The following is a 15,456-nucleotide window of genomic DNA, read 5'->3' as shown; positions in this document are numbered from 1 at the left end:
ATGTTTACCCCAAAAATACTCTTAAAAAAACAAAGCATTTTTATTGACATATGTTCAAATTGGTTATAATATGGTTATGAACAGGTGTCAATAAAGAGGTGTAAAAAGTGGTCAGACCCCGCAAGTGCCGCCTGGTCGAAAGGTTGCCGACAATTACATATTTTAAACCCCAGGGAATTCCCATGAGCCAACTGTCCGAGGTTGTTCTCACAGTGGAGGAACTGGAAGCTATTCGACTCCGGGACTTGGAAGGTCTGGAGCATGAAGCATGTGCGGAAAAAATGGCTGTGTCCAGGCCTACTTTCCATCGAATCATTGCAGGGGCTCGAAAAAAAATCGCAGACGCCCTGATTAATGGTCAGGCCATTCGGGTAGAGGGGGGGAACTTTCGCGTTACTCTACTAAAGTTAGAATGCAAGAAATGCGGCCATACTTGGGAAGGTACTTTTTGTCGGCGCCACACGAAATGTCCCAGCTGTAAGTCAAGCGACTGGGCAAAGGTTGAATAAGAATAACCGTCAAAATTGTTTATAGGTGAGGAGGAAGTTGCACGTGAGTAGAGACAACGGACAATGTTCAACCTGTGAAGAAATGAGAGATGGAACCTGCGGAGGCGAGAAATGCAGTCCCCCGCCCAAACTTTACCCCGGCGGCCAGAGTAAAATCGGGCGGGTCATTGCGGTTATGAGCGGCAAAGGAGGCGTTGGAAAATCTTCCGTAACCTCTCTTATGGCAGTGAACTTGCAAAGAATGGGCCACAAAGTAGGAATTTTGGATGCGGATATCACTGGTCCCAGTATTCCCAGAATGTTCGGGATAAAGAGGGCTCCTCAAAGCAGAGGGATGTTGTTGCCGGCCAAAAGCCGCACCGGGATATCCATTATGTCACTTAACTTACTGCTGGAAAAAGAAGACGAACCTGTTATCTGGCGGGGTCCCATTCTTGCCGGTGCGGTAAAACAGTTTTGGACTGATGTAAACTGGGGTGAATTGGACTACCTGTTATTGGATTTGCCGCCCGGTACCGGGGATATTCCCCTGACCGTGTTGCAGCAAATTCCCGTAGATGGCATTGTGGTGGTAACATCTCCCCAGGACCTGGCCGTTATGGTGGTGAAGAAGGCCGTTAAAATGGCCGGCATTATGGAAACTCCCATCCTGGGATTTGTGCAAAACATGGCCTATGTAACCTGTCCCAAGTGTGGGGAAAAGTTTGAAATTTATGGCAAGTCCCTGCGAAAGGGAGATACCCTTGAAGAACTGCCGGTTCTTGAGGTGTTGCCCATTGACCCGGAATTCACCAGGTTATGTGATAACGGACTGGTTGAAGATACTGCCACGGTAGCATTTAAAGATATTCCTAATCTGATAAAGAGTAAGACCCGGGCCAATGTAAATTAAAAAATACAAGGAGGGTTGCCGGATGCGAAAACGCGGATTATCATCCTGTGGCCATCAATGGGCCACTGTATTTGGCAACGGCAAAGGTAGACGGCGGTTGGCAAAAGTTCGGGAAATGTCTGTTTGTGGAAAGGGACCGGGTCAAGGCTTCGGTCGGGACCTAGGCTTGCAAGGACAAAGACATCAAGGACTGCGGGGAGTGGTAGGTTGGTTAAAAGGCCGATGCCCTTTTCTTACCCAAAGGAGTGAGAAAAAATGAGAATTGCCATTTCCGCTTCCGGCGAAACCCTGGAAGATTCATTGAACCCGCGGCTGGGAAGATGTGAGTATTTTGTTCTTTATAATGATGACACCGGTGAAACCTTAGCCATAGAAAACACCGGACGTTTTTCGGTGGGAGCCGCCGGTATTGCCACAGTCGGCTTGCTAAACGATCACGGTGTGGACGTTTTGATTACAGGCAATGTAGGACCCAATGCTTTTACTGCGCTTCAAGCCGCCGGTATTCAAGTTTACACCGGGGCGTCCGGCAAGGTGAGAGATGTGCTGCAAGATTATAAGGACGGTAAGTTGAATGAGGCTAAAGGCCCCAATGTGGGGCCCCATGGGCGTTAGGCGGTGTTGGAAATGATCATATCCGTTGCCAGCGGCAAAGGGGGCACTGGCAAGACGCTGGTGGCCACCAGCCTTGCATTATCTTTATTAGATGAACAAAAGCAGGTTCAACTGCTGGACTGTGACGTTGAAGAACCAAATGCGCATATTTTTTTTAATTCACAGCCGGTCTATGAGGAAGTTGTTACGCTTCCCGTCCCTCAAGTAGAATACGCCAGATGCCAGTACTGTGGGAAGTGCTCTGAAGTTTGTCAGTTTAGAGCCATTGCCCTCCTGAAAAGAACCCTAGTCATTTTTCCGGACGTCTGTCATAGTTGCGGCGGTTGCTGGCATCTTTGCCCTGCCGGAGCATTGGAACCGGTGGCCAGGGAAGTGGGGAATGTCAGAATCAGCCGGGCAGGCTCTTTAGAGATTGTCAGCGGCAGTTTAAAGTTGGGTACACACATAAGTCCTCCGGTGGTAAAAGCCGTGCGGCAGAAAGAAAATCGAGAAAATATTGTGATAATAGACGGCCCCCCCGGCAGTTCTTGCCCGGTGATGGCCGCAGTGGCAGGCACCGATTTCTGCATCCTGGTCACAGAGCCAACTCCCTTTGGTTTGAACGACTTGTCCCTGGCCGTGGAAATGCTTCAAGTATTAGGAGTGCCCTGTGGAGTTGTAATTAACCGTGATGTGCCGGGCAACGATATCATTGACCGTTTTTGCCAAGAAAAGGGTTTGCAAATCTTGCTGCGTATTCCCTTCCAAACGAAGATTGCCAGGGCCTATGCCAGAGGCATTCCCCTGGTAAAAAGCGATCCCCTATGGCGGGAAAAGTTTAGGGATCTCTACCACCGGGTGGCCAGGGAGGTGCAGCAATGAAAGAATTAACCGTTATCAGTGGTAAAGGGGGAACCGGCAAAACCAGTATTTTAGGAGCTTTTGCCACGCTGGCCGAAAACTCTGTGGTCTGTGACTGCGACGTGGATGCTGCCAACCTGCATATTCTTCTTAAACCAAACATTAAAGAAACCCATCCGTTTTACGGGGAAAAGAAGGCGGAAATTTTACCCCATCTCTGTACACAGTGCGGATTGTGTGAAGACCTTTGCCGATTTCAGGCTATTAAAGAATATAAGATCAACCCCTATGCCTGTGAAGGGTGCGCTCTTTGCCAGCATGTCTGTCCGGTGGGAGCCGTAGTATTACATGACCATCTGTCTGGACACTGGTATGTATCCGATACCCAATGGGGGCCGATGGTTCATGCCAAATTGGGAATTGCCCAGGGCAATTCAGGTCTGCTGGTCAATGTGGTACGTAAAAAAGCCAGAGAGGTGGCCAGGGATAAAAGGATTCCCTTGATTCTCAGTGACGGCCCACCTGGCATCGGATGTCCTGTTATCTCCTCCCTGGCAGGCACGGATATGGCTTTAATTGTTTCAGAGCCCACGGCATCCGGTATTCATGATTTAGAAAGGATCGCCAAAGTGGCCGGGACCTTTGGCTGCAAAACAGCCGTGTGTATTAACAAATATGACTTGGATGAGGCGAACTGCAGGCACATCGAAGATTTGGCCGGCCAATTGGGTGTGCCAATTCTAGGAAAAATTCCCTTTGATCCTATCGTCACGGAAGCAGTATTAAGAGGAATCCCAGTAACGCTCTTAGGAAATGGAGAGGCCCAATCTTCTGTTCGAAATCTATGGGAGCAAGTGGTAAATATGCTGGGAGTTTGATAAGATGGTAAGGTATAAATGTGAACAGTGCGGTAAAATTGTCGAGTATCTTAAATCTTTCGGCAAGGGCCCCAAGTCTTCTGCATGTAGTTGTGGCGGGCAATTAAAACCCATCGATAATCTTTCTGAACAGAGTAAAGGAGGAGAACCTTATGAAAATCGCCATCCCGGCAAGGAACGGCCAAGTGAATGAACATTTCGGAACAACCCAGGAATTTGCCATTATTGAACTGGAAAACGGCAAAGTAAAGAACACCCGGATTATTTCCAACGAAGGGCTGCAGCATAATCATGGCGGTATTGCCAATATGTTAAAGAATGAAAAAATTGATGTGATCATTTGCGGCGGTATTGGCGGCCACATGATACAGGCTCTGCAGCAGCTGGGCCTGAAGGTTGTCACCGGGGCCACGGGTCCCCTGGAAAGTGTTGCTGAGGCCTATGCCGCCGGCACGCTGGTAACCCGCCCTGTTCAATGTGGCTGTGGCGGCGGACACCACCACCATCACCATCATCACGGCGGCGGCTGCCATCACTAAAAAGTCAGTAAAGGACCCTGTGCCTGGCACAGGGTCTTTTACCTATCCATTTGCTTACAACAAACCCATTTTCTTAGCAGCTTCCCGTAATTCGGCACGGTGGTCCGGGTGAGCGATGCTGATCAGCGCCTCCGCCCGTTGTTTAAAGGTCCGGCCGGATAATTTGGCTACACCGTACTCGGTCACCACATAATCCACGTCGTTTTTACTGGTGGTGATCACCGTACCCTCCCTGAACATAGGAACAATTTTTGACTTGCCCTTAACAGTGGAATGCAGAACAATAAAGGCTTTGCCGCCGGGTGCCTGGACAGCGCCCCGGACAAAATCTACCTGCCCGCCGGTACCGCTGTATTGAACAGGCCCGATGGTTTCCGAAGCGCATTGGCCCAGCAGGTCAACCTCTACGGTGGCGTTAATGGAAACCATCTTGATATTTTTACCGATAATATTGGGGTTGTTGGTATAAGAAACCGGGTGCAATTCAAACATCGGGTTGTCGTTGATAAAATTATACAGTTTCCTGGTTCCTAAGGCGGCACAGGCCACAGCTTTGCCATGGTGAATGGACTTGGCATTATTGGTTACGGCTCCGGCCTCTATTAAATCCACCATACCGTCTGTGAGAATCTCGGAATGAATGCCAAGGTTCCTTTTGTTTAACAGTGCCTGGGCCACAGCGTTGGGGATTTTGCCAATGCCAAGCTGCAGTGTTGAACCGTCTTCAATCAACTCTGCCACATATTGCCCGATGGCCAAATCCTCGGGACCGGGTTCCTTGGCGGGCAACTCGGGTAGCGGGGAATCATCTTCCACGATATAATCCGCTTGGGTAACGTGAATAAAGGTATTGCCGTGGGTCCTTGGCATATGGGGGTTTACCACCAGGATAATCTTTTTGGCCTTTTGGGCCACGGTGGTTGTATAGTCGATGGAAGTACCAAAACTGAAGAAACCGTATTTATCCATGGGAGAAACAGTGGCCATCAATACGTCCACTTCAATGTATTCTGCAAAAAGACGGGGGGAGAGATAAAAATAATTGGGCATGATATCAAAACGCCCGGTTTGTACCCCGTTGCGGCTGGCGCCGCTGGTAAACCAGGAAACGTGGGTGAAATGTTCTTCCATACCGGGTTCTAAATATTTTACCGTGCGCATGGGGATCATCTGGTGAATGCGGACATCCCTCAGTTCATCCTTGCGGCTCACCATGGCATCCAAAAGCACAGGGGTTTCTGCTACGCCAAAGGCCACCACCACGTCGTTACCAGATTGAATGCATGTTACGGCTTCAGCTGCGGTTACCAGCTTGGCATTATACTGATCCCTTAATAAAACAGGATTGCTGGTTACATTTCCACGGTCCTGCCAGGCCATATGAAAGACCTCCTCATGTTTGACAAGAATAGTGTAAAGAAGTAGATCAAGACAAGCCAACACTAAGTCTTCTACATCATATTCCAGAAATCCTTTTTCTAAACCGGTAGGGAACTGAATAGATGGGGGCAATAATTGCCACAATAAATTTGTGAAAGAGAAAGGTGGCGATACCGTGCCCTGGGTTATTACAGCAATCGTATCGTGGGTTATTTTTTACTTTCTGGTGGATGTAAGTCAATTAAAGAGGACCATATTTGGAGGGATTTTTACCCTGACCCTTGGTTCCCTGGTAGATTGGGGCGGCCAGCATTTAAATCTTTATAAATTTTATGATGTCATCATTCCCTGGGCCGGTTGTTCAATTTTTTATAAGTTTGGCCCCGTTTTCATCATGGGTATACTTTTTACCCAGTATCTACCGAGGAAAAAATCTCTGCAAATTATTAATATTTTTGTGGTTTCCCTTTTGTATTTGGCACTGGAGATTTTAATCTTACAAACTCATGCTGCAGAGTATAGAAACTGGCATTATTTAGCCAGCTTTACTGTCGACATCGGAGCGTTTACCGCATTGACATGGTTTGCTGAGACCTTTCGATTGGCTCCGTATTATAAAGGACATCTTTTTTAAAAGATAAATAGCCCCGGTTTCCGTGAACCGGGGTTCTGTGTCCATGAGGCTCAGTTGCCGATGGGGAGGGTCACCAGCCAGCGCAGATATTGTTGGGGCAATCCGAAAAACTGGGCGCCGCTGTACATTTTTTCCAGGTATTGCCGGCTTGGCAGGAAAGCGCCTTCGGAAGTTGTTTTGAAACTGTCACAACAAAGGGTACCAAAGGATGTTTTGACAGCCGTCCGGATCTTGCGGTATTGGCCTGCCTGGTTTTGGTTCTGATCCAAAACTGTATGACCGTTGACAGGCAGACAGTACACAACCCCCCAAACCGAGTCCCCGGGGGATCTTTCCAGGCCGGCGATGCCGCCGCCCTGGCTGGAGCGACTGTTAAAGACAAGCCTGTGTCCCTCTAAAAGGCCCCGGCAAAGGAAGTGACTTCCCGGACAACGTTCACGATACATCTGGTCGGGATTGAGATTGGCCCCGTAGGCGAAATACAACCTTCCCTCCCCGGCTAACTCAGCCAGGTAATCTGCCACCATCAAATCAACCTTTTGTTTGCTCTCCTTGGAAGTAAGGTAACGGCAGGATAGCGGGTCTCCGGTTTCCTCATCAAGGGAAAAGATTAATTGCTGGTCCTTCAGGGTTTCAATCACATCGGTAAGTTCTTCGGCGGTAAAATTCCCCCGGCTGGCAATGGCCTGAAAAGAAGGGGCATTGTCTGCCTCTCGAATAATGCTTAAAACAGCAATGGATTTATCGATATCGGTCAAAACGAAATCACCATCCCCCGGATGAAATCAATAACTATTAGTTCTACCTTGCCGGTATGATTCCCTCTTTGTATACTATGCAAATAACGGATTTATATTTTCCCTCTATCAAAGGGTAAAAATTGACATGAAAACTGTGTGATTGATAGAATAACTCTGTATTCTAAAAACATTGGGGGTTCATGATTTATATGAGTGATTACTTAGTAAGGGGGGTCGCTGCCGACGGCAGCTTTCGTATATTTGCGGCCAGAACCACCAAAACGGTTGAAGAAGCACGGGTCAGGCATAATTGCTGGCCGGTGGCTGCGGCGGCCCTAGGCCGCACCATGACCGCAGGGTTGTTGCTGGGCGCCAATTTAAAAGGAGATGACATACTTACCATCCGGGTGCTGGGTGACGGTCCCCTAGGCGCCATTATCGTAACAGCCAACGCCAGGGGGGAGGTAAGGGGTTATGTCCAGGAACCCCAGGTGCATTTACCCAGCACCCCCGAAGGGAAACTGCCGGTGGGAGCGGCGGTGGGACAGGGTTACCTGCACATAACCAGGGATTTGGGCCTCCGGGAACCCTTTACCGGCAGTGTTGAACTGGTATCCGGGGAAATCGCCGAGGATATCGCCCATTACCTGACCACTTCCGAGCAAACTCCTTCCGCCGTTTCCCTCGGGGTTTTGGTAGACACCGACAATTCAGTGGCAGCTGCCGGGGGCCTGTTGTTGCAGCTGCTGCCCAATACCGGTGAAGAAGTTTTGAACAAGTTGGAACAAAACCTGGCCCGGTTGCCTCACCTCAGTTCTCTGATCAAAGACGGGGAAACACCGGAAGATATCATCCACCGGGTCACCCGGGGACTTGAGGTGAAGATACTGGAGACCAGGCCGGTCTGTTTTTGCTGCCAGTGTTCCCGGGAAAGGTTGGAAGATTTACTGGTGGGGATTGGCAAAGATGAAGTGGCTTCCATGCTTCAGGAACAAGGCGGGGCAGAGATCAGCTGTCACTTTTGCGCTGAGCAGTACCGCTTCGGGCGGGAGGATTTACAGAAAATTTTAGAGAGAATTGAAAGAGAGAATAAAGCGGGGATGGAAAAATGAACATTTTAGTGGCATCGGATTCCTTTAAAGGCAGTCTTTCCAGTATGGAAGTGGCGCAGGCTGTCACCACAGGTATACACCGGGTTTTTCCCCAGGCCCGGGTGCTGGCGGTTCCCATGGCTGACGGCGGGGAGGGAACCGTACAGGCGCTGGTGGCGGCCACCGGTGGTAAACTGGTAGATGTAAAGGTCACCGGTCCCCTTGGTACACCGGTAACAGCCCGGTTTGGTTGGCTGCCCGACGGCACGGCTGTATTGGAAATGGCCGCTGCCTCCGGATTGACACTGGTGCCTGAGGAAAAAAGAGACCCAACAATCACCACAACCTTTGGCACCGGTGAATTAATCAAAGCGGCCCTTGACCGGGGAGTGTCCAAAATTGTCATGGGTATTGGCGGCAGCGCCACGAACGATGGAGGGGCCGGTATGTTTCAGGCCTTGGGAGGACGTTTACTGGATGAGACGGGAAGAGATTTGGGCTTTGGCGGTGGTCAGTTAGATAAGTTGCATAAAATTGATACCACCGGTTTGGACCCGCGCTTAAAAAAGGTTCAAATCTTGGTAGCTTGCGATGTGCAAAACCCCCTCTGCGGTCCCGGGGGTGCCTCTGCGGTATACGGTCCTCAAAAGGGAGCAACTCCGGAGATGGTTCAATTATTAGATGCCAATTTAAATCATTTTGCAGAAAAAATTAAAGAGCAGCTGGGGATTGAAGTGAAAGATATTCCGGGTGCCGGGGCGGCAGGCGGATTGGGTGCAGGGTTGATGGCTTTTACCGGAGCGGCATTAAGATCCGGTGTGGAGATTGTGCTGGATACCATCAACATCGACCGTTTCCTGGAACAGGTAGACCTTGTTATTACCGGCGAAGGACAAATCGACAGTCAGTCTGCTTATGGTAAAGTGCCCGTGGGAGTGGCTGCCAGGGCTGCCAGGTACAATGTACCGGTCATCGCCGTGGCCGGCAGCATCGGACAGGGAGCTGAAAGGCTATTTGATTACGGGATCCAGTCTATTATCACCATTGTCAAGGGCCCTGTGAGCCTGCAAGAAGCCATGGCCAACGGTGGGGCTTTAACGGCAGATGCCGTAGAACGTGCTTTTAGATTATTTAAAGTAGCGAACAAGATGAAAGGGATTTTCTGTTGCGATGATGAAGAATGAAAAGTAATTTTTCTGGTCGTTATCAGATAATAAAAAATTTTAAGATTAGGAGTGGTGGAACAATTGATTACACATATTGTATTTTTTAAATTTAAAGATGCCTCTCATATTGCAAAAGCAAAGAATGATTTACTCGCATTAAAAGCTAAAATCCCACAGATACGTTACCTGGAAGTGGGGGTTGATATCCTCCGCACGGAACGATCCTATGACCTGGCGCTGGTTACTAAATTTGATTCTTTGGAAGATCTTCAGAGCTATCAAGTACATCCGGCTCACCAGGAATTTGTCAAGTTTATTGCAGAGGTTAAAGAATCCGTGGTGGCTGTGGATTATGAGTCTGCATAAGTGAAGGGGTAAAAATAAAGAGCAGTAACTTCCGACCGCATGCCGGGGTTACTGCTCTTAGTTTATTTAACCAGCTTCCTGTATAACATGTAGGAGTAAATGACGGTCACGATTAAGGGGACGAACAAGCCGGCCATAAGTATAAAAAAACCGGTGGACGGCGGCGCCAAAACAGACAACAGTGCAATCAGTCCACCTGTAACCATCAATTTGCCGCCCAGGCGGTCCCCGACTTGAATTTGGGTTGTCAGGGTTTCGGGGTTACCCGGCAAAGGCAGTCGTAGTAGGGGGTGCCGAGGCCCATGTCCGGGATGTATTGGGGAGTCAGGTGATTTACCCCGTTGCCGTGGCGTGCCCAGTGCCCCTGGTGAATCAGTGCCGTGTCCGGGCGTACTTTGTCGCTGATGACCGCTTTAAAAACAGCCTCGCCCCGCCGGGTTGCCACCACCACTTCCTGGCCCTGCCGGACTCCCGTAGAGGCTGCGGTGTCCGGGTGCAGGTAGACGGGCTGAATTTGCCGGCCCTTTTCCGTGAGGTTCCAGAATTGAGAATGCAGATAATCCGGGTGGTGGGCAGAAATTAAGTGGAGCGGGTAGCTTTCTGCCAGTGCAGCATCCCGTAAAGGGCTTTCTGCCGGTTCCTCATAGACCGGCAGAGGGTTCACCCCGTCTGCCTCCGCCAGCTGGGAGTACAGTTCGAACTTTCCGCTGGGGGTGGCAAATTGGCCGTCCTGCCAGGGAACATCCGGCGCCAAGGGGTGCCGGACCGGCCCTTTCTTTAACTGCTCCAGGCTAATGCCATACCGGGACAAGGGGGTCAGGGCCTCTGCCAGCCATTGCTCCGGGCTTCGCTGGGGAAAATTCGGCAATCCCATCATTTTTGCCAGCCCGGCGAAGATGTGATGATCCGAACGGCACTGTCCCACGGGGGGCACCACCCGGGGCGAATAGGCCAGGTAATGGTTCCAGGAGGAATAAATCACGTCCTCTTCCTCCAGGAAGGTTGTGCAGGGCAGCACCAGATTTGCCATCTCGGCAGTATCGGTCATAAACATATCAACCACCACCGTAAACCGGGACTGACCGAAGGCCTCCCTGACCCGGCCGGTGTGAGGAAGTTGAGTTACCGGGTTGGAGCGGGTGACAAAAATGCTTTTCACAGGGGGGTCGCCGGCTTCCAGGATGGCATCAGCCAGAGTAGGCCAGGGCAACGAACGTGTGGTCATAGGCAGTTCGCGCCCGTCTATGGGAGTGAACAATCCTTTCCAGTGTCCTCCGGCATAGTTGACGCCGCCTCCCGCTATACCGATATTGCCGGTGACGGCAGCCAGGGCGTCAATGGCCCGCACCGTTTGGCCCCCGTTGGTATAGCGTTGCAACCCGTAGCCCAACAAAATACAGGCGGGGGAGGTGGTGCCGTATATTTCAGCCAGTTGGCGAATTTGCTCTGCCGGAACGCCTGTGATGGAGGCAGCCTTTTCCGGTGTATAGTTCCGTACCAGGTCACAGTACCGGTCAAAACCGTAGACATGTTGATCAATAAAGGTCTGGTTCACCCGGTTATTTTTGATTATTTCATGGGCCACGGCCAGGGCCAGTGCCCCATCGGAACCGGGACGGGGAGAAATGTGCAGATCGGCCAGAGAGCAACTGGCTACTTTCAGGGGGTTAATCACAATAATCCGGGCTCCCTTTTTCCTGGCCTGCTGCAATAAAGGCATCATTTGAATGTTGGTGCTGGCCGGATCCCGTCCCCAGAGCAGGATTAACCGTGAGTTTAAGACATCCTCCCAACTGTGCAGCTGCAATTTGCCAAAATCATAAACCTGGGCCTGGTAACCGCTTCCCCAGCAAATGCTGCCGGTGGGGCGGGTGCAGCCCCCCAGAGCGTTAAAGAAGCGGTGGGACAGGGTTTTCAAGATGCCTTCGGAACCGCAGTTATCATGGTGTAAAATGGCCAAGGGGCCGTAGACATCCAGTATTTTTGTCAGTTCCCCGGCGATCATCTCGTAAGCGTTTTCCCAGGACAAGGGTTGCCAGCCACGGCTTGTTTTGTGCAAGGGCGTAGTAATGCGTTCCTCGCTGTACAGTCGCTGCAGATGCTTGAAACGGCCTTTCGGACAAATTAAACCTTTATTAACCGGGTGTTTTTCGTCCCCGGTAATTTTTATTATTTTACCGTCCGCCACATGGGCCACCAGCCCGCAATGGGCGTAACAGTCCAGCGGGCAATTGGTTCTGATTTGCTCCATTTCTTGATCCTCCTTTATATCCTATTGTAACACAAAAAGAAATGGCCGGGATTCGGCCATCTTATATAACTTATATAAGTGGTTGGAATAGGCTTTTGTTTTCTCCTCTTTCATAGTACCTTGGCAACTGCTAACAGCCCCTCCAGGTCTTTTGCCAGCAGGGGACCGCTAAACAAATAACCCTGCATCCCATCACATTGCTGCTGCCGTAGGAAGCTTAACTGTTCTTCTGTTTCAACCCCTTCAGCTATCACCTTCATTTTAAGGTTATGGGCCAGGACAATAATGGTGCTGACAATGGAGGCGTTATCCGGGTCGCTGGTAATGTCGCGGATAAAGGAACGGTCAATTTTGATAGTGTCGATGGGCAGGCGCTTGAGGTAGCTTAAAGAAGAGTAGCCGGTCCCAAAGTCGTCGATGGCGATGGTGATACCCATCTTTCTCAGCTCAAACAGGTTTTTCCCGGTAAACTCCACATCCTTCATGGCCAGGCTTTCGGTGATTTCCAACTCCAACCACCGGGGATCCAGGCCTGTTTCCCGGAGTATCTGGGCCACATGCTTGACTAAATTTTGCTGCTGGAATTGACGGGCGGAAAGGTTTACCGATACCCGCAGGGGAGGGAAGCCGGCATCCTGCCATGATTTGTTTTGTGCACAGGCGGAGCGCAGCACCCGTTCACCAATGGAGACAATCAACCCGGTATCTTCCGCCACCGGAATAAATTCTCCGGGGAAAATCATACCCAAATGGGGGTGCTGCCAGCGAACCAGGGCTTCCATCCCTATGATTTTACCCGATTGAATTTCTACCTGGGGCTGGTAGTAAACAACGAACTCATCCCGCTCCAAGGCCCGGCGGAGGTTGTTTTCCAGTTCCAGCCGTTTTAGTGTTTTGGCATTCATGGCAGGCGTATAAAACTGGAAATTATTGCGCCCCGCTTCCTTGGCATGGTACATGGCGGCATCAGCATTCTTCATTAATGTTTCAACATCCTCCCCGTCATTGGGGTACAGGGCGATGCCGATGCTGGTGGTAATATGAAACTCGTGGCTGCCGATAATCCAGGGTTCCTTAAGAGTATCAATAATTTTTTGCGCCACTGTGGACGCACCCTCGTGCCTGGTAATGTCATTTAGCAGAATGGCAAACTCATCCCCACCGATGCGGGCAATGGTATCCCCTTTGCGCAATAGGCGGGTCAACCGGTTGGCAATTCCTTTTAACAAACGGTCACCTATATCGTGGCCCAGCGTATCATTGACCAGCTTAAAATAGTCCAGATCCAAAAACATAACGGCCAGCATTTTCCTGTTACGACCGGCTTGGATAATTGCCACCGAAAGACGGTCGTTGAACAGCAGCCGGTTGGGCAGCCCGGTGAGAGAATCGTGGTAGGCCATGTGTCTCAGGATTTCTTCCATCCGCCTGCGTTCAGCCAGTTCCTGCTGAGCGGCATTGTATAACCTGGCATTATCCAGGGCAATGGAAGCCAATTGGGCAAAGCCGGTTAATAGGGATAAGTGTTCGGAACCAATTATTTTCTCTTCCTCCAGGAAAGCCATACCGATAACCCCGATGACCTCTTGTCCTGATTTTAGCGGCACTGCCACTGCGCCGTGAACATCCGGGACGTTAAAATTGGGTGAACGGCCGGACCAGGTGGAATAGTCATCAATAATGATCGGTTCACCGGTTTCCCAGACTTTGCCGGACAAGCCTTCCCCGGTTCTCATGCGAAAACCGGCAAACTTTTTATAAATCCCAATACCCAGGCGCAGGACGATTTCCGACCGGTCAGTGGTGACCAGGTAAATCCAGCCGTGTTCAGTGCCCAGAAGGGCAGCGGCCCGGGAAGCAATGGCTTCCAACAGTTCATCAAGGTTCAGCCGGTTCATTAAGGCTAGGGCTGTCTCGTGAAGGGAGGTCAGGTACTGGTTTTGATAGAATAATTTTTCCTGAGCCAGCTTGTATTCGGTAATATCATGGAAATAAACGGATAAACCGTCCGGTGAAGGATAAACATGAATGTTAAACCACTTTGCCCCGGGTATGTAGAAAAATTCAAAATGGGCATAGGTTTGCTCTGCCATGACCTTATTGAGTTGCTTGTAAAGAAACGTGTCAACTAACTGGGGGAACTGCTCCCACAGGTGTTTCCCAATGACCTCCGCTTTCTTTATTTCCAATAACTTTTCGGCTTCGCTGTTCATATACGTTATTTCCCATCTGTGGTTTACCGCAAAGAAAGCGTCGGTGATGCTTTCTAAAATGTTGTAAAGTTTTTGGTGGGCACGGTAAATTTCTTCATTGGAAATCCTTAGCTCCTCTTCGATGGCAACAAGTTCTTCATTAATAGCCACCAGTTCTTCGTTTGCCGCCATCAGATTCTGTTCCATTAATTTTCGCTCGGTGATGTCCCGGCCCTCTGCCACCAGATAAAGCACTTCATTATTTTTATCAAGAACAGGGTTAAGGGTAAAATCCAGATAGATAAATTTATCCGGGCCAATGAAATTCTTAGCTTCAAAATAGACGGTTTGTCCCGAGGCAGCCTTTTGAACGGCATTTTTCAGTTGTTCAATGACTTGAATGTCATAATTCCACCAGGGAGTGTCCCATATTTTTTTACCCACCAGTTCTTCGGGACGCATATGAATATACCCTGCTGCCGTTTCGTTGACCAGTAGCAGAGTGCCGTCGGGAGCTACTTTGGCATTGAGAGTAATCAGGTTGTCAATATAGTCCTTCAACTCTCGTTCCTGATGCTTGGGTTTAGAAAGCAGCAAGGTTAATTTTTTTGCCCGGGTAATAAATACACGAATAAAAAATCGAAGTTTCATAAAAAACCTCTCGATAAATTAATGGAACATATTTAATAAATACTACAAATGGGTACATTTACCTTTTTATGACAATGTATTTTATTGAATCAAATTAATACAAACCCCCGGTTTCCCGGGGGGCTTGCCAATCATATCTTTATTCATAAGAGAGTCTTTGCAGTTCCTCGGTTAAGCGTTTAAACTCCTGCAGGTTCTTTTCATCCAGAGACTTGTCAATCCTTGCCATTAACGCTTTCCGGCGGGCCTCTCTGCGGTTAACCGTTCGTACTGCCTCCACCAGCATTCTGTGGGCTGCCGAGACCGGGTTGGGCATGGCTTTAACCTGTCTTTTATTGGAACGGGCGCACAGTTTGCAGCCCGGCGGGCTGGCATAGGAAAGCCACATAAATAACTTTTTGGGAGGATTATTTTTTAGCTGATGAAGAACTTCATCCACTGAGCCATAACTGACATTGTTCAATCGGAAATCAAAGGGGAAGGTGTTGGTATACACCGCGGAAACAAGCAGGGCATCCTTTTTGTCAGACAGCTTGTTGGTGAATTCGACTCTGGCCAATAAATTCTTGTTATCCCTGATGTACTCCAGTATACGGGCCGCTTCAGGTTTTTTCAACCGGTTGGTACGCAGAAACCAGACAATCAATTCCCTTTTTTCTGCCAGACTATTGGCTAGCATTGGTGGTCCCCCCTTTTAACAGAATAGTTCAAT

At 49.6% G+C, this 15,456-nt stretch carries 16 protein-coding genes; 10 read left to right on the top strand and 6 right to left on the bottom strand.

What is annotated here, in order from left to right; all coding sequences use genetic code 11:
• Positions 1-107 precede the first annotated feature (107 nt).
• From BUB67_RS05135 to BUB67_RS05110, 6 genes are all read left to right on the top strand, one after another.
• Positions 108-509 (top strand): DUF134 domain-containing protein, encoded by a 402-nt coding sequence (locus BUB67_RS05135; RefSeq protein WP_073236790.1) that lies wholly within the window; start codon positions 108-110, stop codon positions 507-509.
• 43 nt (positions 510-552) lie between these two features.
• Positions 553-1,401 (top strand): Mrp/NBP35 family ATP-binding protein, encoded by an 849-nt coding sequence (locus tag BUB67_RS05130; RefSeq protein WP_073236787.1) that lies wholly within the window; start codon positions 553-555, stop codon positions 1,399-1,401.
• A gap of 255 nt (positions 1,402-1,656) precedes the next feature.
• The gene (locus BUB67_RS05125) at positions 1,657-2,016 is read left to right on the top strand and encodes a NifB/NifX family molybdenum-iron cluster-binding protein (RefSeq protein WP_073236784.1); all 360 of its coding nucleotides are present in this window, start codon (positions 1,657-1,659) and stop codon (positions 2,014-2,016) included.
• A gap of 12 nt (positions 2,017-2,028) precedes the next feature.
• The gene (locus tag BUB67_RS05120) at positions 2,029-2,877 is read left to right on the top strand and encodes an ATP-binding protein (protein WP_073236781.1); all 849 of its coding nucleotides are present in this window, start codon (positions 2,029-2,031) and stop codon (positions 2,875-2,877) included.
• A complete protein-coding gene (locus tag BUB67_RS05115; protein ID WP_073236778.1) occupies positions 2,874-3,734 on the top strand; it encodes a nucleotide-binding protein in 861 nt (286 codons plus the stop codon). Before BUB67_RS05120 ends, BUB67_RS05115 begins: the two co-directional genes overlap by 4 nt.
• A gap of 152 nt (positions 3,735-3,886) precedes the next feature.
• The gene (locus BUB67_RS05110) at positions 3,887-4,273 is read left to right on the top strand and encodes a NifB/NifX family molybdenum-iron cluster-binding protein (RefSeq protein WP_073236775.1); all 387 of its coding nucleotides are present in this window, start codon (positions 3,887-3,889) and stop codon (positions 4,271-4,273) included.
• A 54-nt stretch (positions 4,274-4,327) separates the two neighbouring features.
• On the opposite strand, the gene BUB67_RS05105 is transcribed toward BUB67_RS05110, so the two are convergent.
• Positions 4,328-5,653, bottom strand: a complete 1,326-nt coding sequence (locus BUB67_RS05105) for an acetyl-CoA hydrolase/transferase family protein (protein ID WP_073236772.1) — start codon at positions 5,651-5,653, stop codon at positions 4,328-4,330.
• A 175-nt stretch (positions 5,654-5,828) separates the two neighbouring features.
• Between BUB67_RS05105 and BUB67_RS05100 the strand changes: the two genes are divergently transcribed.
• Positions 5,829-6,287: a CBO0543 family protein gene (locus BUB67_RS05100; RefSeq protein WP_073236769.1), complete on the top strand. Its 459-nt coding sequence runs from the start codon at positions 5,829-5,831 to the stop codon at positions 6,285-6,287.
• A 50-nt stretch (positions 6,288-6,337) separates the two neighbouring features.
• Here BUB67_RS05100 and BUB67_RS05095 read toward each other — a convergent pair whose 3' ends face one another.
• Positions 6,338-7,045 (bottom strand): gamma-glutamylcyclotransferase family protein, encoded by a 708-nt coding sequence (locus BUB67_RS05095; protein WP_073236766.1) that lies wholly within the window; start codon positions 7,043-7,045, stop codon positions 6,338-6,340.
• A gap of 191 nt (positions 7,046-7,236) precedes the next feature.
• Here BUB67_RS05095 and hslO point away from each other — a divergent pair, with 191 nt between their 5' ends.
• The 3 genes from hslO (at position 7,237) to BUB67_RS05080 (ending at position 9,650) form a co-directional block, all read left to right on the top strand.
• A complete protein-coding gene (hslO, locus tag BUB67_RS05090) occupies positions 7,237-8,139 on the top strand; it encodes an Hsp33 family molecular chaperone HslO (RefSeq protein WP_073236943.1) in 903 nt (300 codons plus the stop codon).
• A complete protein-coding gene (locus BUB67_RS05085) occupies positions 8,136-9,302 on the top strand; it encodes a glycerate kinase (protein WP_073236764.1) in 1,167 nt (388 codons plus the stop codon). Before hslO ends, BUB67_RS05085 begins: the two co-directional genes overlap by 4 nt.
• Positions 9,303-9,365: 63 nt before the next feature.
• Positions 9,366-9,650 (top strand): Dabb family protein, encoded by a 285-nt coding sequence (locus BUB67_RS05080; protein ID WP_073236763.1) that lies wholly within the window; start codon positions 9,366-9,368, stop codon positions 9,648-9,650.
• Positions 9,651-9,712: 62 nt separating this feature from the next.
• Here the strand turns inward: BUB67_RS05080 and BUB67_RS16360 are convergent, their stop codons facing one another.
• From BUB67_RS16360 to BUB67_RS05060, 4 genes are all read right to left on the bottom strand, one after another.
• A complete protein-coding gene (locus BUB67_RS16360; RefSeq protein WP_159431809.1) occupies positions 9,713-9,856 on the bottom strand; it encodes an SdpI family protein in 144 nt (47 codons plus the stop codon).
• A gap of 41 nt (positions 9,857-9,897) precedes the next feature.
• Complete coding sequence (locus tag BUB67_RS05070) at positions 9,898-11,901, bottom strand: molybdopterin-containing oxidoreductase family protein (protein WP_073236758.1); 2,004 nt, start codon at positions 11,899-11,901, stop codon at positions 9,898-9,900.
• A 110-nt stretch (positions 11,902-12,011) separates the two neighbouring features.
• Entirely contained in the window at positions 12,012-14,744 is a 2,733-nt protein-coding gene (locus tag BUB67_RS05065; protein ID WP_073236756.1) for a sensor domain-containing protein, read from the bottom strand.
• A 139-nt stretch (positions 14,745-14,883) separates the two neighbouring features.
• Complete coding sequence (locus BUB67_RS05060; protein WP_073236753.1) at positions 14,884-15,423, bottom strand: YpiB family protein; 540 nt, start codon at positions 15,421-15,423, stop codon at positions 14,884-14,886.
• Positions 15,424-15,456 lie beyond the last annotated feature (33 nt).

Source organism: Desulforamulus putei DSM 12395 (assembly GCF_900129195.1).
GTDB lineage: Bacteria > Bacillota > Desulfotomaculia > Desulfotomaculales > Desulfotomaculaceae > Desulfotomaculum > Desulfotomaculum putei.
Note: the sequence above shows the minus strand (reverse complement) of the source record. Positions and strands in the feature narration are given on the sequence as shown.